Source organism: Streptomyces sp. NPDC031265 (assembly GCF_055570295.1).
Window position 1 is genome coordinate 456,357 of record NZ_JBVIHM010000001.1, and the last position, 18,025, is coordinate 474,381.

Genomic DNA, 18,025 nt, shown 5'->3' on the forward strand with positions numbered 1-18,025 from the left:
CCGGGCCCGACGCCGTGATGTGCCGCCCGAGAGGACTCAGGGCAGCAGATGGATGTCGTAGAAGAACTGACAGCGCGGCGGGTCGTCAGGAAGGAACCAGCGACGAGCGCGAGCCCCCACCCGGTCATGTGGTCGCTCCCGGGCACCCGCCCGGTCATCCCCTGCCGCACGACGTACGCGGCCCCGAGCGCGGCCGGCAGCATGAACATCCGCTGCACCGTGCAGAGCGGGCAGGGACGACGACCAGCAGCCCCCGAAGATCAGCGTGTCCATGGCCGGAAGCTGGCGGGCGGGGCGCGGGGGAGGGGGAGGCGAGTGGGGGACGCGCTCGGGGGTGCCCCGGGAGGGGTACGGGACCCTTCACCAGCAGCAGGGCGCGCCCTCACTCGACGTCGCTCCCCTCCACATCCAGGTGGGGAAGCACGCGGTCGAGCCACCCCGGGGTCCACCAGGCACGTTTGCCGAGGAGGGTCATGACGGCGGGGACGAGGAGCAGTCTGACGACAGTGGCGTCGACGAGGACGCTCACCGCCAGGCCCAGGGCGAGCATCTTGACCACGATGTTCTCGCTGAGCAGGAAGGCCGCGAAGACGCTGGCCATGATCAGTGCCGCGCAGGTGATGACCCGGGCGGTGATCTCCAGGGCGTGCGCCACGCTGTCCCCGGGGTGGCCGGTGCGCAGCCACTGCTCGTGGACGCGGGAGAGCAGGAAGATCTCGTAGTCCATGCTCAGGCCGAACACGATGGCGAACATCATCATCGGCACATAGCTCTCGATGGGGACGGTGCCCGAGACGCCGAGCGCCGGGCCGCCCCAGCCCCACTGGAAGACGGCGACCACGACCCCGTACGAGGCGGCGATGGACACCAGGTTGAGCAGCGCCGCCTTCACGGCGACCAGCAGTCCGCGGAACACGATCAGGATGATGAGGAAGGCCAGGGCCACGACCGCGCCGATGATCAGGGGGAGGCGGCTGGCGAGGACGTCGACGAAGTCGACCTGGGTGGCGGTCGTGCCGGTCACATAGCCGTGCGCGGCGGTGCCGGAGACGGCCTCGGGCAGGACGTCCCCGGTCAGGTGGTTCACGAGGTCGGTGGTCGACGCCGCCTGCGGCGCGGCCTTCGGGATCACGGTGGCGGCAAGGACCTGCCCGTCCGAGGTCGGCTTGAGCGGGGAGACCGAGGCCGTGCCGGGCAGACCGGTGAGGGCCTTGGTCACCGTCTGGGTGAGCGCCGACCGGTCGGCGTCCGGCACCCGGCTCTGGTCGACGACGATGGTCAGCGGCCCGTTCGAGCCGGGCCCGAACGCCTGCGACATCAGGTCGTAGGCACGCCGGTCGGTGAAGCTCGTGGGGTCCGCGCCGTCGCCGATGTGCCCGAGCCGCATGGAGAACACGGGGATGGCCAGGACGGCGATGACTAGGATGCCGCCGGCCAGGAACCACCAGGGACGCCGCTCCACGCGCCGCGCGTAGCCGCGCCAGCCGTGGGCGCCCTCGGTACCGGCTTCGGTACCGGCTTCGGTGCTGGGTTCGGCGATCGGCGTACGGACGCGCAGCGCGTCGATGCGCCGCCCCACCAGGCCGAGCAGGGCGGGCACGAGGGTGAGCGCGCCAAGGACCGCGGAGATCACCGTGACCATGGCCGCCACGCCCAGCTTGCCGATGAAGCCGATGCCGGAGAACCACAGGCCCGCCAGGGCGACGATGACGGTGCAGCCGGAGACCAGCACCGCCCGCCCGCTGGTGGCCACCGCCCGCCCCGCGCTCTCGGCCGGATCCATCCCGTCCATGATCTGCTGGCGGTGCCGGGTGAGCAGGAACAGGGCGTAGTCGATCCCCACCCCGAGGCCGATCATCGTGGCCAGCGTCGGCGAGACGGTGGAGAGGGTGAACGCCGCCGCGAGCAGCCCCAGCACCCCCAGCCCGACGACCACCCCGACCAGCGCGGTCACCAGCGGCAGCCCGGCGGCGAGGACGCTGCCGAACGCGACGAGCAGTACCACGACCGCCACCGCGAACCCGATCAGCTCACTGACCAGGTCGTTGGGCTCCGGCCGGGCGAGCTCGCCCAGCGGCCCGCCGTACTCGACCTGCACCCCCGCCTGACGCAGCGGTGCCACGGCCCGGTCCACGCCGTCCAGGTAGGACGCGCCCAGAGTGGCGGGCAGGACATCGAAACGTACGGTGACGTAGCCGGTGGCGGCGTCCCTGGACAGCGGCCCGGTGTCCGGCTGCCCGGTGGGCGGCGGTGGCGCGGCCAGCGGATTCTGTACGGACACCACGTGCGGCAGCCGCCCCAGGCTGCTGACGACCCCGTCGACCTGGTCGCGGACGCCGGTCAACGGTGCCCGGGCGTCGTGCAGGACGATCTGCGTGCCGTATCCGCCGGCGGTCGGATCGTGCGCCTTGAAGATGGCGAAGCCCTTCTGCGACTGCGTGGAGGGCAGCGAGAAGTTGTCGGTGTACGTTCCGCCGAACGCGTGCTTCAGCCCCTGCACCCCACCCAGCGCGACCAGCCACAGACAGATGACCACGACGAAATGCCGGGCACACCACTGCCCGAGCCTCCTCAGCCATCCCGGCGAGGACGGCGCGGAGGGAGAAGGTGCGGACATGGGCTCTCCACGGCAGCCGGTACTCACACAGCCGCTGCCGGGACCCCACTGGCCCCATCAGTCCGGCTCGTACACCCCCATCACAAACGATGCGGAGCGGAACGGCACGTCGGGCTACGGCATTTGCGGATTCGAATGAGGTCCGTTTAGTGACCTTGCCAGTGCAGATGATGTTTCCCCTGGTCAGGGGATCGGGCTGGCGTGGTCGCGAAGGGGTCGGGGAGCGGGATGGCTCCCAGACGGCTCTCAGCGCGACCTCAGGCAACAGCTGTCAAGTCCTCCCCTCCTGCCATCCTGGGCCGACGGTTCTTGTAAAGAACGCGCATTCAGTCAATCCCGGCTGTGAAGCGAGAAAACAGGCCACATCCTGTCCTGTCTGTTTGCTGGCACACGACTCAACGGCAGCATGGACAGCCACTTGAGCGGCGCGCTGCGCCGCGGAGTGAGATCGCCGGGGGTGTTGGTGAATCAGGCATGGCCGCCGTCCACCTTTCTCGGCCGGTTACGGAACGCGACACGGGAAGAGCTCCTGGGTGAGGGCACCCCGATCACCTATCCGTCGCATCGCGCCCTGCTGCAACAGGGCGACGAGAGCCGCCATGTCCTGTTGATCACGAGCGGCGTCGTGAAGGTCGTTGCCAGCGCCGAGAGCGGCTACGACATGCTGCTCGCTGTGCGTATAGCGGGTGACCTGGTCGGCGAGATGGCAGCCTTCGAGGAGCGCCCCAGGTCCGGCACAGTGATCGCGTGCAGTGACGTGACCGCGCGGATCATCCAGGTGCGTGCGCTGGAGGCCTTCCTCGCCCGCCGCCCGGACGCCATGCGGGCCATCCTCCACATGCTGTCCGCCCGGCTGCGCTGGGCCAACCGGCGCAGGGTCGATTTCCAGGCCTACGACTCGCTCACCCGGCTGGCCCGGGTCCTCGCCGAGTTGTGCCAGGCGTACGCCCAGCTCGCCCCGGACAGTGATGGCAAGCGGTGCGACCTCGGCGTGACGCTGACACAGAAGGAACTCGCGTCGCTGGCCGGCCTGAAGCTCAACACGGCAGAAAAGAACCTGGCCGTGCTGACAGCTCATGGACTGGTGGAACGCCGTTACCGACGCATAACCATATGTGACGTTCCGCAGTTGCTGAAATTCGCCAAAATCTTTGCTGACAACCCGTACTGATACGGGATCACTTCACGCAGCGTCTCCTAGCCTCTCGGGCAGCACTTCGTGGGCAGTGTTTGCCCATCGCCTGCCCAGAGAGGAAATGATCGGGTGGCTGCGTGGCCTGACTTTTATCCCTGCACCTGCATAGCCGTGGACGCACAGGCATACGGGAGCAACAACGACCGTAGGCAGTCCGACATCCAGCACGATCTACCGCGCCTTCTCGACCGCGCCGCCAGGGGCGCCGGCCTGGACCGCGCGCAGTGGCAGATCCAGCGCAAGGGCGACGAGCAGCTGGCGGTGCGGCCCGTCGACGGCAAGGAACCGCGACTGGTCGACGACTACATCCGCCATCTCGTGGCTGAGCTGCGCGAGTACAACGCCCAGCGGGTTCCCGAGGCCCGCATGCGGCTGCGGGCCGTCATCCACCAGGGACTGGTGGAGCTGGCTGACAACGGCTTCGCCGGCACGGCCGTGGTGGCCACGGCGCGCCTGCTGAACGCACGTCCGCTCTACGACGCCCTGGCCGCGCACCCCGAGGTCGACCTGGCGCTGCTGCTGTCCGACGACGTCTTCCGGACCACGGTGGCGGGCGGTCACACGACCCTGTCCACTGGCGACTTCAGCCGCGTCACCGTCCAGGTGAAGGAGTACGAGGCCACGGCCTGGCTCTGCGTGCCCGCGCTCGGCGCGCCGGCCGCCGCCTCGCACGAGCCCGTGGCCCTGGAGGCGGGGAAGCCCGCGGTCCCGGCGCCGGGGGAGCCCGCAGCGGACCGGACGGAGCCGGCTGCCGCGGGCGGAGCCGACAGCAGGACGGGAATCAGCAACGAGTACCGGGCCGACAAGATCAACGTCACCAACGTCGCCGGCTCCTTGGACGCCCGGGGCGCTGTCTTCGGCTTCGGGAGCGTCGGTGGCTGACGATTCGGACCCGGACGACGGGGCGGTGGTACCGCCTGTATCCGAACCCGACGTGGACGTCGCGTCGCCCCCACCGGAGGACGCCGACGGTGAGCCGGAGGCACTGGAGGGCGCCCGCGGCCCGGGTGCCGGACCGGACGTGGCCCCCGAGGGACGCAAGTGGCCGGACGAACGCGAGGAAGACGACCGGGGCTATGACGAACTGCGCCGCGTCCAGCAACTCGTCAACAACAACTTCTACGGCGTCGTCGACGCCTCCGGAGCGGCGTTCGGCTTCGGCGCCGCCTCGTCTCTTGGTCTCGCACCCGGCACCATCGAGCCAGAGGAGGCGGACCGGACCCTGCAGTTCTACGCCCCGCCGCAGCCCTGCTTCGACGAGGCGCTCAGCAAACTGCGTGAGGACGCCCTCGTGGTGCTGATCGGCGACGACAACTGCGGCCGGGGCGCAGGCTCCCTCGCCCTGCTCAGGGAGACCCTGGGCGAGGAGGCCAGGCTGCGCAGCCTGTCGCCCGCCAACGCCCTGGCCGAGCTGGCAGTGTCGCGTGACCTCAAGCCGGGGCAGGGGTACGTCATCCTCGACTACGTCGGCGAGCTGCATGTCGAGGCCGTGCAGGCGTACGCGATCGGGCGGCTGAGCGAGGAACTGCGCCGCAAGGGGTCGTACCTGGTGATCACGGCGGGCGGCACGATCCGTCGGCGGCTGGCGCTGCGGGACCACTGTGTGCCGTGGCAGGCTCCGGACTCCGTGGAACTGTTCGAGCGCTGCCGGGAGAAGCTGCCGTACTCCGCCCTCAAGCCGGACACCGAGAAGGAGCTGCTGGAGCGGGTCGGCGAACTGAGGCGGCCGGCGGATGCCGTCGCCGCGGCCGTGGTCCTGTCCCGGGAGGGTGCGGAGAAGGCGCTGGACCACCTGCGGGACCGTCATCGGGAGCTGGTCCAGGAGTTGTTCCGCAAGCAGCCGTCCGCGGACGACCTGATCCCGCTCGCGGCCCTGGTCTTTCTGGAGGGCATCCCGGAGCGGACGTTCGAGAAGGAGTGCTCCGCCCTCACCGCTCACGTACGCAACTGGGAGCGGAGCGGCGAGACACCGGTGGCGGAGCGGGACGACGAGGCCGCGGGGGTCTTGCGCGGTGCGGTCGCCCAGCAGTCCCGGGCCCGGTGGAAGGAACGGGCTGTGGGGCTCGTGACGACCGAGCACCGGGCCGAGCCGGGTGGGTGCGCCGGGCGCAGCGAGCGTCGTCTGGTGTTCACCTCGCCGCGCGTCCGCGAGCTCGTCATCAAGGAGCTGCACGACCTGTACGGCTACGAGCTCTGGTACCCGCTGCGCCAGTGGCTGGGCGAGCTGGCCCTGCTGGGCGACCTGGACACCCGTACGGAGGTGGCCCGTGGCGTCGCGCTCCTGGCCCGGCACGCGCTCGTCGAGGTCGACGAGAACATGTTGACGGTGTGGTCCGAGGGGCTTGCCAGCCAGCGAGTGACCGCCGCGCTGACGCTGCAGTTCATGTGCGACGTCGAGCATCTCGCGCCGCAGGCCCTGAACATCGCCCTGAGCTGGACGGACAACAGCGGGCAGGGCCGTGCCGTGACTGCGGCCATGGCGCTCACGGGCCGCCTGGGCTCCCTCTATCGCCTGGAGGCGCTCAACTGGCTCTGGTTCCTGACGCAGCGCGGGGAGCGGATCGCTTTCGCGGCGCAACGTTCCCTGGTTCTGCTGCTGCAGACCGCCGAACAGGACTCGGAACGCGCGCTGTTCGTCCTCCGGTACGTACGGACCGTGATCGCCAAGGCGGCGCCGGGATCCCGAGAGCGGTCGATCGCACTGCGAACTGCTGTTCAGCTCCTGGAGGTCGCGCGACTCGAGGCCCCCGAACCCGTCACCGCGGCACTTCTGCGCACCGTCCCGGACAGCGCCCGCCACCTCGGGTCCCTGTGGGCGGAAGTCCTGCACAGCGGCAACCGGAGCCGGGCGGTCAGCGGGCTGTGCCGGACGCTGGTGCAGCTGCGGGACGACCCGTCCGTCACCGGCGCTGTACGTGAACTCGGCGAGGCCATGCAGAGCGCCATGAGCGGACGCCAGTGGGCCGCGCTGCGCCACCACCTGTCCATCGCTCTGAAGCATCCCGACTATGCGATCCCCGGCGCCCACCAACTGGCTCAGGTACTCCTCGGATCACTGCGCGGCCGGCCGCCGGCGGACTCCCGCCGCTCCACCTCGTCCCTCATACCCACCTCCCACTTCACTTCCGTTCAAGGAGGCCGAAGCAAGTGAACTACCCGGTCATCGCCGAGCACATCCTGGCCACGGTCCAGGGCACCTGGTGGTCTCGGCGTCGCCAACGCGACGACGTGCCAGAGCTACCGCCCGGTGCGGTCTACGTCTTCAGGGTCGGCGGGAACTACCGCACGTTTCCCGAGGGCATGGTGTTCGACCCGTCCCACCTCGACGTGCTCGACGCCTCCTCGGTCAGCCTGGTCGATACCCGCGCGCGCCTGGTCGAGGTGGAGCGCACGCTCCCGTCGTTGAGCGAGGCGGACAACTTCACGGTGCGGGCGTCCTTCACCTGCCAGGTGACCGACGCGGCCGTCATCGCCCGGCAGGGCGTCATCGACGTCACCGTTCCGTTGCGCGCCTACCTGATGGGCGACGGCGACCTGCCGACGGTGAGCGCAGGGCACCGTGTGGAGGAGGTCAACGCGGTGCGGACCGAGGTCAGTCACCGAATGACCGCGTACAGCGTGATCGTGCCGCCGCGGGTCGCTGGCATGAGCGTGGAGTTCGTCAGCGCCGAGGTGCACGCGTCGGACGACCTGCGGGACTGGGAGCAGAAGCTGCGCGACGAGCGGCGCTCCTGGGAACTCCAACGGGGGCAGCGAGACTTCGAGACCCAGGACGCACTGCGAATCGCGGAACTGCTCTCCCAGGGATCCGACCACGTGGACGCCTTCGGCATCGCCAGGAACGAGATTGATGTCATCGAGGCGGCGGCCCGCATCCATCGGATCGCCGACGAGGAGTCAGCCCGCCGGAACGAGGCCGAGACGTCGGACAGGACCCACGCCCAGGCGCGGGAGACGGCGGAGGCGCAGATGCGCCGCGACATGGTGCTGACGCTGCTCCGGCAGATGGGCGCCAGCGAGTACGTCGACTATCACCAAGTCCTGGAACAGGTACTTCGGGAGACGGGCGGGCAGGCCGCGTCCGGCATCGGAGCCGCCGCCACCGCCCGCATGGTCGAGTCGGGACCGGCGCGCCCCCGTCGCACGGAAGCGGGCCGGGATGGCTCGCGCGACCCGCAGGGTGGTTTCGTCAAGGACGAGGACGATCTCATTGACTGACTTCTTGACGAACCATGTGACAGCTCCCGGTGCGGGGGAGGGCCAAGGCACTGGCGATGCTGCTGCGCGTACTGCGCGCGGCCGCACCGCCCGCACCACGGAGGATGGGCCCGCTGACCGCACCACCGGTGACGGGGCTCTTGCCCGTACCGCCCGCCGCCCCTTCGGCTTCGACGCCGCACGACGGTTGCGCACTCTGACCGGCGTCGACGAGGAGCTTCTGGAAAGGGTCAGGTATGAGCGGAGCAAGTACACGGCCCTCGGCGGGGTGGTGCTCGGCACCTCCGTCATCGCGGCGTTCTCCATGTGGAACTTCGCGACCGAGGCGCTCGGCAGGGTCTCTCTGGTTGCCCTCGTCCCGACGGGCATCTGGATGCTGTTCGTGCTCAACCTCGATCGCTGGCTGGTCACTCCGCAGCCGAACGCACGGCGACAGACCGGCCCCCTCCTCTTGCGCCTGCTGATCGCCCTGATGCTCGGCGCGGTGATCGCTGAGCCCCTGGTGCTGCGCATCTTCCAGACGGCCATCGAAGAACGCGTCGCCGACGAACGTACGGATGCGATCGACCAGTTGCGCACGAACCTGGTGCGCTGCAACCCCGTACCGTCCACGACGCGGACCGTCACCCCGGAGGGCTGCGACAGGACGTACGTCCTCTCCTTCGGCATGACGCCCGGTGAACGCGCCGAGGAACTGGCCGCCCTGCGCTCGGATGCCGCCGCCCTGCAGAAGCGGGTGGACCAGGACACCACCAGGCTGGAAACCATCGACTCCGAGGTACGGGACGAGTGTCGTCGGCTGATCCGCATAGCCGCCACCGGCTTGTATCAGCGGACGTCCGAATGTCTGCGCCTTCGCGAGAAGGCACAGGACTACCGGACGACCCACCGCACCGATGAGAACGAGAAGCGACTGGCCCGCATGAACAGCCGCGTCCCGGAGATCGAGACCCAGCAGACCGCGTCCCGCGGAGCCTTCCTCAAGGCCCGGGCCGACGGCGTCGAGCGGCGACTGGAGGAGGAGCGCGCCAAGCAGAAGGAGATCGGTGTCCTGGAACGGATGCGGGCGCTTGAGCAACTCGCGACCGGAAACCCGGTGCTGTTCGTGGGCATCTGGCTGGTCCGCCTGCTGTTCGTCCTCCTCGACATACTCCCCGTGCTGGTGAAGTACCTGAGCGGCGAGTCCGCGTACGACCGGATGCTCACCAGCGCGAGCAACAGCGGGGTCAAGGTCCACGACGCTGAGGTCCGGCTTGCCGAGCATCGGGCCATGGCGGACATCGAGATCGCCCAGGATGCCATCGAACAGGAGGTCCGGCGTCACCGCGCTGAGTCGGAAGCGGCGCTCCGGGAACACACGGCAGCGATGAACATCCGAGTCCGGCAGGCGGTGAACGCATTGGAGGACGAGATCCGCCGCTCGCCGACGGTCTGACGCACCCGTCTGCACCAGGAACACAGCACCACGGCCGCCCCGCACACGGGGCGGCCGCCTGAATCCGACAGAACGGAGGGGGAAGCATGACCACACCCGGAGGCGACGCCGACACGGTCCCGGATGTCGACATCACAGCCGACTGCGGCGCGGAACTCGCCAGGGTTCTGCTGTCCGAGGCACGCGAGGAGGTCATGAAGGCCGACAACAAGGCGGGCCTCATGCTGGCGTCCCTGGGCGCGGCGCTGACCGCCCAGCTTGGCGCGATCGGCAGCGGCGATATCGCCCCACGGCAGTACGCCGTCGTACCGCAGCTCCTCCTCTGGGTGGGCTGCGCTGCCTGCGTACCGGCACTCGTCCTGCTGGGTCTGGCCGTAACCCCACGGCTCGGAAATCCCCACTACTACCGCACCCACTACTTCGGCGACGTCAGGCTCGCGATGTCGGTCGGGCACCTGGAGCGGACGGTCCGCGACACCGACCTCGTGTCCCGGAACCTGAGCCAACTGGCGACCCTGTCCCAGATCGCCTGGACCAAATACCGCTGCATACGCCACGCGCTGGCCTGGGGCACGGCATTCTTCGTGCTCACGCTGCTCGGCATAGTGACCGGAGCATCGACTTAGAGGATGTCTCACGTGGTGATGGCGTGAGGTGCGGCATCATGGCTGTTCGTGGGTATCGATCTGTCGCAGCGGCTGGTTCCTGATGGCCTGTGGGAACTGGCCGCCCCGTTGCTGCCGTCGTTCAACTCCCGTCCGCAGGGCGGCGGGACGGCTCCGCTGGATGAGCGGGCCGTGTTTACGGCGGTGGTGTTCGTCCTGACCAGTGGGTGTGCCTGGAGGCATCTGCCGCCGACGTTCGGTGTGTCACCTGCGACCGCGCATCGACGGTTCACGATGTGGACCGAGGCGGGAGTGTGGCATCGCCTGCATCGTGCGGTCCTGGATGAACTCGGTGCCAGGGGCGGGCTGGACTGGACCTCGGCGATTGTCGATGCGGCGTCCGTACGGGCGAAAAAGGGGGCTCGCTGACCGGGCCGAACCCGGTCGACCGCGGCAAGAAGGGCAGCAAACTGCACGTGCTGTCCGAGGCCCAGGGCATACCGCTCGCGGTCGCCGTGTCCGGCGCGAACATGCACGACAGCCTGGCCCTCAACCCCCTGATCCGCGGAATACCCGCCATCCGCTCCCGACGCGGACCCCGTCGACGCCGACCGGTCAAACTCCGCGCCGACAAGGCGTACTTCTCCGCCGACCATCTCGTCTGGCGGCGCGAGCGAGGGCTCATCCCGCGCATCGCGCGTCCGGGCATCGAGTCCGGCGAAAGGCCACCCTGACCTGCTACAAAAAACTTGCCAAACTCACCACGTGAGACATCCTCTGAGTCCCCGGGTCTTGTGGGTCCCGCCGGCTTCTCTCTATAACGATTTCCGCACGTGCCTACGCTCTGCAACGAATCCCTCAGATACCTACGCCATGATCATCGAGTACGCACCTCACGTCTGGAGGGATGCGCCAAGTCGTCCCTCTCGACTGAAACACGACTCGAGGAAAAATGAACAACAAGCACAAGTGGGTAGCCCGGGCCGCTTCGGCGTCAGTTGCGGCGGCATGTCTCGTGGGAGGAACGACAACCAGCGCGAGCGCTGACGAGAACACGTGGGTCAGGAATGAGAACAGCGGCTGGTGTCTGACTGCCGGTGACGGCGGCAACGTGCGCGCCGCATTCTGCCGTAGCGGCAATGACCAGAAGTGGGACCGGCGGGGTGACAACGTTGTCAGGGCCTACACCAACCAGTGCCTGGACAGCAATAGCGCAGGATCGGTCTACTGGATGGAGTGCAACGGCGGCCGCTACCAGAAGTGGGACTTCCGCTCGGACGGGTCGGTGGTGAACGTGGCAACTGTCCGTTGGCTCTTCCACTGGGCGGGGGGTGGTGACCAGGTGGTCACTACCCCGAATCCGATGGGGCACCCTGCCTCGAAGTGGCGTTTCAGCAACGACTGAAACAATCGGCGAATCGCTCACGTTCCGTGGTTGCGACGGCTCTGAACTCGGCCCACTGAGCTTCGGCTCGGTGGGCCGAGTGCTGTGGGAGGGTGCTGACTGACAGGGGCCGTCAGTCCACCTTGACGTACTCGCCGGGCTCGCCCTCCGCGATCATGCCGTACATCATCAGCCGGTCCTCGCCGTTGAAGCGTTCGACGCGCAGGCTCTGCGACGAGCCCCACTCGATGCAGCCGGGCTCCCAGGCGCGCGCGGCTGTGTCGGATGTCGGCGGGCCGATGATCAGCAGGTTGCCGGCGCCGCCGAGGACGGCGGTGCTCGCGCAGTTGTTGGTGCCGCCGATCTCTTCGCCGGTCTCCTCGTCCGTTTTCGGGTAGCTCTGCGCCATGTGGACGAGCGAGGCGCCGATCGGGCCCTGGCTGATGGTGATCCGGGTCGACCACAGGTCCTGCTGGTCCGCCGGCAATTCGGGGTTCGGGGCCTGCTTCCAGCGGCCCACCAGCTCCGCCGGCCTCCGCGTTCTCCCGCACGCCCCGGCCTGCCAGTGGGCTGTGCCCGAGCACGACAGGTACTCGTCTCCTTGTCTTCTTCCGTAGTGACTCCCCGCGCGGCTGCGCGGCCTGCGCCCCGACTGGTTGAGCAACCCGAAGGTCTGGCGCACCGAGGTCCTGGCCGGCCTGGTCGTCGCGCTCGCGCTGATCCCGGAGGCGATCTCGTTCTCGATCATCGCCGGTGTCGACCCGGCGGTCGGCCTGTTCGCCTCGTTCACCATGGCCGTGGTCATCTCGATCGTCGGCGGACGGCGGGCGATGATCTCCGCCGCCACCGGCGCCGTCGCCCTGGTGATCGCGCCGCTGAACCGTGAGCACGGGTTCGGCTACCTGGTCGCCGCGGTCATCCTGGCCGGCGTGTTCCTGATGGTGCTGTGCATCGCCTTCGGGTCGGTCGTCTCCGACATCCCGATGGCCGCCCTGGTCGCGGTGATGGTGATGGTGTCGTTCGCGACGTTCGACTGGCACTCCATCGCGCCCAAGACCCTCAAGCGGATGCCCGCCGGGGAGATCGCCGTCATGGCCATCACCGTGGTCTGCGTGGTCGCCGCCGACAACCTCGCCATCGGCGTCGTCGTCGGCTCCGTCACCGCGATGGTCATCTTCGCCAAGCGCGTCGCCCACCTCGCCAACGTCACCGCCGTCACCGACCCCGACGGCACCAGCGTCGTCTACTCCGTGACGGGTGAGCTGTTCTTCGCCTCCTCCAACGACCTCGTAGGCCAGTTCAACTACGCCACCGACCCTGACAAGGTCGTCATCGACCTGTCCGCAGCCCACATCTGGGACGCCTCCTCGGTTGCCGCCCTGGACGCCATCGAGATCAAGTACGCCCAGCGCGGCAAGAGTGTGGAGATCATCGGCCTGAACGACCCCAGCGCCGACCTCCACGGCAAACTCACCGGCGAACTCACCAGCCACTGACCCATCCCCGCGAAACCTGAGAGGACCCCGGCCTACCCGCTGGGGTCCTTCGCCGTTCTCATGGACGGACGGGGACGCGAGCGAAGACCGCGGGAACGGACCGCGGGCGCATCCCAACCGGCAGGCGGGCGCGCGGAGAAGACGCGAAGGGCGAGGCCGCTCGGGGCTCCTGGGGGAAGCCGACCAAGATCTTCTCCCAGATTTCTCCCAAACGATCTCCGGAGACGCAGGAAGGGCCTGATCCACTGAGTGGATCAGGCCCTTGACCTGGTCTTACGAAGTCGGGGTGGCGGGATTTGAACCCACGACCTCTTCGTCCCGAAGCAACTTGGGTGAGGGATTGATCTGGGGCTGATCCAGCTGTCACCTGGCGCGATACTCCGTAGACGTCCGCGCACGTCCGCCCTTGTTCGTCTGCGTTGTCACACAGTTAGACACTCATCTCGACCTGGCTCCGTACGGCTTCTGATCCGTAGCTCTATGTGGATCGGTCATCGACGGTCGTATCGGGCGTGAATCGGTCCTGTGCGGCCGCCATCGCCCGGTACTGGTCGTTCCGGTTGCTGTACTTCGCTGCTGTACAGCCGGAGCCCAACAGGCCTGGCAGCCTCGGACGGTCCAGCCCGTGCCCTTAGAGGTAACAGAGGTCAAGAGGGCCCTACGCGCCATCGTGGGGATTCTGTCTCGTTCTAGCCGATGCCTGACCTGCGCATATGCCATTACGCTGCGGCTCCATGGGCAAAGCCATGCGCTTGTACTGGGGATACATCGCGGTAGGGGCACTCATCGTCGCTTGGACCCAGCAATGGGCCCTCCCGATCGTCGCTGCCTTGTCCGTCGCGGTCTTCGCTTACGCCGCCTTCCAAGTGCCGGTCTGGTGCGGAGCGGTAAACCGGGACGGCAGGACGTACTGCCGGAACAATGCCTACGGCGTACTGATGGGGTGCCGGAACCGCCAGCATCGTTGGCAGAAGCTCAAGATGATCGTGCTGAGGAGCAAGGTGGGGGACGTGAGCCGCGCTGTCTTCCCGACCGCGAAAGAGAAGTTCAACGCCTTCTTGGCCGTGGGGGGCCTGCTCTCCGCCATTGCAGCAGTGATCGTCCCTGTCTTCACTGGTGGCTGAACGCCCACACACAGGCTACGCCAAACAGTCTTGAAAACCGTCGTGGCGCAAGTCGCTATGGGTTCAAATCCCACACCCACCGCAGATGGACGGCCTCTGACCTGGTGAAAGTCGGGGCCGTTCTCGTGCGCGCTGCCCGGCAGGCTCCGTGGTTCCCCGTCAGATACCGGTCGATCGGGCACGGGAGGGGCATGCCGCCTTCCGAGACCGTTCGGGACGGAGCGCCTGTGGCGAGGGCCCTTGTTCGCCGTTCCGCTGCGCGCCACGGAAGTGACTGGGTTTGATGGGGCATGGACGAACAACCGATCGCACTCGTCGGAGCGGCCAGTGCGCTTGCCGGGGTGCTGTTGACAGGTTCCTTCAATCTTCTAAAGGGACGCCAGGATCGCCGTGATCAGCAGACAGAGCGAGCCGAACAACGGCGCATCATGCACCGTGAGGCGCGCAGAGGTGTCTACGCTTCGTTCCTCGTTGCCTATCACGAGGTGGAACGCAAGTTGGAGGGGGTCGCCAAGACCCGTTCCGCTGGGACTGACGCAGCGGTGGACCCAGCCCTCCCGGCTGCGGAAGCCGCAATTAGCACTCTGCGTGAGGTCGGTTCCTCCGTCGCCCTTGAAGGCCCTCTGGAGGTCGCGACAGCGGCAAAACGGCTCCACCGGGCTTCGTTGGTGCTGCTTGCAGAGTTCGCTGAACTTGCGGTTGCTGATACGGGTGGCGGCGGGGACCTGCTGTCGCTGCTCGAATCGCCCTCAAGGGACGCAGCGATGGTGGAGTTCAAGGAGGCGCACGCGACCTTTGTAGCGGCGGCACGTGTGGTGCTTGGTGGTAATGACCCTGGTCTGCGCTAGCGATACGTGCTGCGCCACCGCAACCCACCACTCACCCAAGCTCCCATCCCGTCTGCCGTCGACCCACACGTCTGTGGAGCGGGCGTGGTTCATGGCGTCCAGGTGGAGCGCGCCACTGTACGAACGACCTGGACGCCATGGGCCGCGTCTGCTCGGCTCCGCCTGGGTCGATGGCAGACGGGATGGGAGCCCACCACGCACGCCACCGTCCGGCCGGCACTCGGCAACGGCGCCCCCTCCATCCCGGAGTCGGCCGATCCCCGCCGGAGGCATGTCCTTGCTCCTTGCGGATCATGCGGTTCTCAACTCATGGCCTCGGCCCTTTCCACATGCGGGCGGGCGTCGGCGCAGCCGGGGCGGAGCGGGCCGCAGGCAGGAGCGTCGCCCCGAGCGGAGCCGGAGAGCTCGCCCGGCGAAGCGGAGCGCAGCCGGGGCTTGATGAGGTAGAGAAACCTGTAACAGGTCATGTTGGCCAGGCGCTCTTGTCGATCTAAAAGCTAGCTGCTGCCATGTGTATGGGGACGGGGCGCATTCGGGGACGGGCCGATGAGTGATCTGACAGTGAACTCGTGGAAGCGGCATGGCAAGGATCGGCTCTACGTCAACCTGCCGGATGGGACGGCTGTCGCGTGGGCGGACCGGTCGACGAAAGTCGTCACGATCAAGGTGCACAAGTATCGAGATGAGGCACTGACTCTGCTGCGGCAGCACCTTGGTAACGCGATGAGGGTCGACTCAACTCCTCGTCCGGCGGACAGGGCGCCTGAAGCAGCACCGAAGCGATCTGCTCAGCCACCTGCTGCACAAGCGCCATGCCGCAGAGAAGTACGCCAGCCGCCTCCCGACGTGGCCCCAAGTGACGACCTGGCACGCAACCGCCCTGGAGCAGGCGTGCTTGGCACCATCGCGGAGCGTGGCCCCTCCACAGCTCAACGGCTATGGGCGAAGATGCTGCGTCGCCCCTCGGAATGGGACAGCTGGTACATCGGCCTCGAAGGCGAGCGACGGGTGGGCCGAGAACTGGAGCGACTCTCCAGTCACGGCTGGCGAGTGCTTCACGGCGTACCGAAGAGCAACGGCGGCGACATCGACCACTTACTGATAGGCCCCGGAGGGGTCTTCAGCATCAATACCAAGACTCATCGAGGCGCCTCGGTCTGGGTGGGCGACACGATGGCCAAAGTCAACGGACGCCAGCCCGAGCCGTACGCCGTCGCGAGCAAGGCCGAAGCCGCCTATGTCCAGCGCACACTGGAACGGCACTGCGGCTTTGCCGTACCCGTCGAACCCGCGCTCGTGTTCGTCGGCGTGCAGTCCCTGCACCGTGCTGCCACGCAGTACACCGTGCGGATCTACCAAGAGCGAGACGTAGCCTCGATCGGCCCCCTCGCCGGCAAACTCACGCCAGACCGAGTTGAGCGGATCTACTCCGTCGCACGGCACCGGCGGCTCTGGCTGAAGTCCTGACCGCAACGCTCCCCGGATTCACCCCAGAGCGTCTGTACGATCCGCAAGAGCGCGTAGCTCGTCCGAGGCAGCGCGACCGGCTACGAGCATGAGTTCTCGGATAACGTCGCGTGCTGCGATATGCGTGTGGATCATCTCGGGCGCCAAGTCCTCCGCCTTGAGCAAGTAGTTCAGGGCATCACCGAAGTGACGTCGCTGGGCATGTGCGCGACCCAAGTCCATCAGCAGCCGTGCTTGCCGCTCCACCGATAGATCACTTGCGTCAAGTCCTTCTGCGATGTCTAGGGCTTCGCCTGCGTCGCCAAGATCGACGGCCGTGGATACCGCCTGGATCTCCACGTTCGTGGGCCCGAACTCCAAGTTGAAGTCGTTGCGGTCTTCACCGAGCCGTGCGGCGACGTCGCGGGCCCTTTCGATCTCCTTGCGAGCGGCCGTGCGTTCGCCGGCCCGTGCGTGGATGAGCGCGAGCATCAGGTGCAGCGAACCCAGAACGGACTGGTGCTGTGGCGTCGCCTCATGGTCTTGCACGTAGCGCTGCAACGCGTTGACGGCCATGGTCGTGGCGTGCTCTGCCTGGTCGAGGTGCTTCAGCCGCACGAAGGCGTGCGCGAGTCGGTAGATGCCCGCGAAGACTCCCAGCGGCTCGCCGGACAACTCGGCTTCTCGGATGGCCCGGTCGGCAGCGACCCATGCCGCGTCGGCCTCGTTCTGCCGGACAAAGGCTGCTGCCAACGCTTGATACGTGCGGGCTGTCAGCCAGTGGAGCTCAGCCTTGTACTCCTGCGGGGCAGTCCGGGTGGCTCGCTCAAGACGCGGCACCAGCGGCCCCAACGCGGCGCTGAGTTCGGCGAACTGGTCCGCGTGCGTCAGATCCCAGATCCGTTCGCACGCCTCGCGCAGGTCGTTCATGGTGCTCGGACGAAAGTCCTCGCGCGGGCTGAGGAGGACGTCCACTGCGGGATGTCCGGAGAGAACCAGGCGGGCCTGGTCGAGGTCGTTCGCTTCAGCCTGCGGAGCAGGCTCGGGTTCGGCCGTGGGTGCGTCGGGCTGAAGTACCTGGAGCGACACGCCCAAGCCGTCAGCGAGCAGACGTAGCACGTCGAGCCGATTGACTGGCTGGATACCCCGTTCCACTTGGGAAAGCCAGCTCGCCGTACGGCCGATTGCTGCCGCCAACTCGCTCTGGGTCAGGCGTCGCTGTTTGCGAAGGTCTGCCACCTTGGCGCCAAAGACGCGTCGCTCCTCGGCACTCACTGCTGCGCCGCCACCTTCCCCTTGATCGCGTCGAGGAACGTCACCTCGACGCCGGCGAGGTGCTGCTCGCGCCCGGCCAGGAAGTGCTTCGTGTGGGGCTGTGCCTCGTGAGCGTCGAAAGCCGCACGATCGGCATACAGCTCATAGAACACACGGACCAGGGGCTCGCCTTCAGGCACGTGAGTGACGTACGTCAGCGTGCCGGGCTCACTTTCCTTGATCCCTTCCAGCGTGCGCGCGCACAGCTCGTCGAACGCTGCCGCCGCCTCCTCGTCGCGCAATGCGAAGCGGACGACCAGGCCAAATCCCTCGCTCACGTGCACTCCTCTCAGTCGCAGTCAGTCTCGCAGGACTTCAGCGTTCCTGCGAGTAGCAGATTCTC

General features: G+C 67.7%; 17 protein-coding genes and 1 pseudogene. 13 read left to right on the top strand and 5 right to left on the bottom strand.

Annotated features, from left to right (window positions below; genetic code table 11):
- Positions 1-80 precede the first annotated feature (80 nt).
- Positions 81-233 (bottom strand): annotated as a pseudogene (locus ACZ499_RS02160) (disulfide bond formation protein B); the annotation flags it as partial.
- A gap of 149 nt (positions 234-382) precedes the next feature.
- Positions 383-2,617 carry an MMPL family transporter gene (locus tag ACZ499_RS02165; RefSeq protein ID WP_468671240.1) on the bottom strand — a complete coding sequence of 745 codons (2,235 nt, stop codon included), beginning with the start codon at positions 2,615-2,617 and terminating at the stop codon, positions 383-385.
- 406 nt (positions 2,618-3,023) lie between these two features.
- Here ACZ499_RS02165 and ACZ499_RS02170 point away from each other — a divergent pair, with 406 nt between their 5' ends.
- From ACZ499_RS02170 to ACZ499_RS02210, 9 genes are all read left to right on the top strand, one after another.
- A complete protein-coding gene (locus tag ACZ499_RS02170) occupies positions 3,024-3,788 on the top strand; it encodes a Crp/Fnr family transcriptional regulator (protein WP_468671243.1) in 765 nt (254 codons plus the stop codon).
- Positions 3,789-3,923: 135 nt separating this feature from the next.
- Complete coding sequence (locus ACZ499_RS02175; RefSeq protein WP_468671245.1) at positions 3,924-4,694, top strand: hypothetical protein; 771 nt, start codon at positions 3,924-3,926, stop codon at positions 4,692-4,694.
- Positions 4,687-6,963 carry a hypothetical protein gene (locus ACZ499_RS02180; RefSeq protein WP_468671247.1) on the top strand — a complete coding sequence of 759 codons (2,277 nt, stop codon included), beginning with the start codon at positions 4,687-4,689 and terminating at the stop codon, positions 6,961-6,963. Before ACZ499_RS02175 ends, ACZ499_RS02180 begins: the two co-directional genes overlap by 8 nt.
- Positions 6,960-8,030 (top strand): hypothetical protein, encoded by a 1,071-nt coding sequence (locus ACZ499_RS02185; RefSeq protein WP_468671249.1) that lies wholly within the window; start codon positions 6,960-6,962, stop codon positions 8,028-8,030. Before ACZ499_RS02180 ends, ACZ499_RS02185 begins: the two co-directional genes overlap by 4 nt.
- Before the next feature lie 4 nt (positions 8,031-8,034).
- The gene (locus tag ACZ499_RS02190; protein WP_468671251.1) at positions 8,035-9,465 is read left to right on the top strand and encodes a DUF4407 domain-containing protein; all 1,431 of its coding nucleotides are present in this window, start codon (positions 8,035-8,037) and stop codon (positions 9,463-9,465) included.
- Between the two features lie 86 nt (positions 9,466-9,551).
- Positions 9,552-10,091, top strand: a complete 540-nt coding sequence (locus tag ACZ499_RS02195) for a Pycsar system effector family protein (RefSeq protein ID WP_468671254.1) — start codon at positions 9,552-9,554, stop codon at positions 10,089-10,091.
- A 48-nt stretch (positions 10,092-10,139) separates the two neighbouring features.
- A complete protein-coding gene (locus ACZ499_RS02200; protein ID WP_468671256.1) occupies positions 10,140-10,499 on the top strand; it encodes a transposase in 360 nt (119 codons plus the stop codon).
- Positions 10,496-10,804: a transposase gene (locus tag ACZ499_RS02205; RefSeq protein WP_468672066.1), complete on the top strand. Its 309-nt coding sequence runs from the start codon at positions 10,496-10,498 to the stop codon at positions 10,802-10,804. Before ACZ499_RS02200 ends, ACZ499_RS02205 begins: the two co-directional genes overlap by 4 nt.
- Positions 10,805-11,022: 218 nt before the next feature.
- Entirely contained in the window at positions 11,023-11,475 is a 453-nt protein-coding gene (locus ACZ499_RS02210; RefSeq protein ID WP_468671258.1) for an RICIN domain-containing protein, read from the top strand.
- A 112-nt stretch (positions 11,476-11,587) separates the two neighbouring features.
- On the opposite strand, the gene ACZ499_RS02215 is transcribed toward ACZ499_RS02210, so the two are convergent.
- Complete coding sequence (locus ACZ499_RS02215) at positions 11,588-11,974, bottom strand: hypothetical protein (protein WP_468671261.1); 387 nt, start codon at positions 11,972-11,974, stop codon at positions 11,588-11,590.
- 136 nt (positions 11,975-12,110) lie between these two features.
- On the opposite strand from ACZ499_RS02215, the gene ACZ499_RS02220 reads away from it, so the two are divergent.
- The 4 genes from ACZ499_RS02220 to ACZ499_RS02235 all read left to right on the top strand — a co-directional run bounded on the left by ACZ499_RS02220 (position 12,111) and on the right by ACZ499_RS02235 (position 16,389).
- Positions 12,111-12,950: a SulP family inorganic anion transporter gene (locus tag ACZ499_RS02220; RefSeq protein ID WP_468671264.1), complete on the top strand. Its 840-nt coding sequence runs from the start codon at positions 12,111-12,113 to the stop codon at positions 12,948-12,950.
- A gap of 734 nt (positions 12,951-13,684) precedes the next feature.
- Complete coding sequence (locus tag ACZ499_RS02225; RefSeq protein WP_468671266.1) at positions 13,685-14,074, top strand: hypothetical protein; 390 nt, start codon at positions 13,685-13,687, stop codon at positions 14,072-14,074.
- 290 nt (positions 14,075-14,364) lie between these two features.
- A complete protein-coding gene (locus tag ACZ499_RS02230) occupies positions 14,365-14,922 on the top strand; it encodes a hypothetical protein (RefSeq protein WP_468671268.1) in 558 nt (185 codons plus the stop codon).
- 546 nt (positions 14,923-15,468) lie between these two features.
- A complete protein-coding gene (locus tag ACZ499_RS02235) occupies positions 15,469-16,389 on the top strand; it encodes a nuclease-related domain-containing protein (RefSeq protein ID WP_468671270.1) in 921 nt (306 codons plus the stop codon).
- Positions 16,390-16,407: 18 nt separating this feature from the next.
- Here the strand turns inward: ACZ499_RS02235 and ACZ499_RS02240 are convergent, their stop codons facing one another.
- Entirely contained in the window at positions 16,408-17,643 is a 1,236-nt protein-coding gene (locus tag ACZ499_RS02240; protein WP_468671272.1) for a helix-turn-helix domain-containing protein, read from the bottom strand.
- Positions 17,640-17,960: a putative quinol monooxygenase gene (locus ACZ499_RS02245; RefSeq protein WP_468671274.1), complete on the bottom strand. Its 321-nt coding sequence runs from the start codon at positions 17,958-17,960 to the stop codon at positions 17,640-17,642. The genes ACZ499_RS02240 and ACZ499_RS02245 overlap by 4 nt, the downstream gene beginning before the upstream one ends.
- Positions 17,961-18,025 lie beyond the last annotated feature (65 nt).

What these genes read in the sequence shown, in the direction of transcription:
- ACZ499_RS02230 (WP_468671268.1), top strand. Translation starts at nt 14,365, where the DNA reads ATGGACGAACAACCGATCGCACTCGTCGGAGCGGCCAGTGCGCTTGCC.
- ACZ499_RS02225 (WP_468671266.1), top strand. Translation starts at nt 13,685, where the DNA reads ATGGGCAAAGCCATGCGCTTGTACTGGGGATACATCGCGGTAGGGGCA.
- ACZ499_RS02165 (WP_468671240.1), bottom strand. Translation starts at nt 2,617, where the DNA reads ATGTCCGCACCTTCTCCCTCCGCGCCGTCCTCGCCGGGATGGCTGAGG.
- ACZ499_RS02195 (WP_468671254.1), top strand. Translation starts at nt 9,552, where the DNA reads ATGACCACACCCGGAGGCGACGCCGACACGGTCCCGGATGTCGACATC.
- ACZ499_RS02235 (WP_468671270.1), top strand. Translation starts at nt 15,469, where the DNA reads ATGAGTGATCTGACAGTGAACTCGTGGAAGCGGCATGGCAAGGATCGG.
- ACZ499_RS02210 (WP_468671258.1), top strand. Translation starts at nt 11,023, where the DNA reads ATGAACAACAAGCACAAGTGGGTAGCCCGGGCCGCTTCGGCGTCAGTT.
- ACZ499_RS02170 (WP_468671243.1), top strand. Translation starts at nt 3,024, where the DNA reads ATGGACAGCCACTTGAGCGGCGCGCTGCGCCGCGGAGTGAGATCGCCG.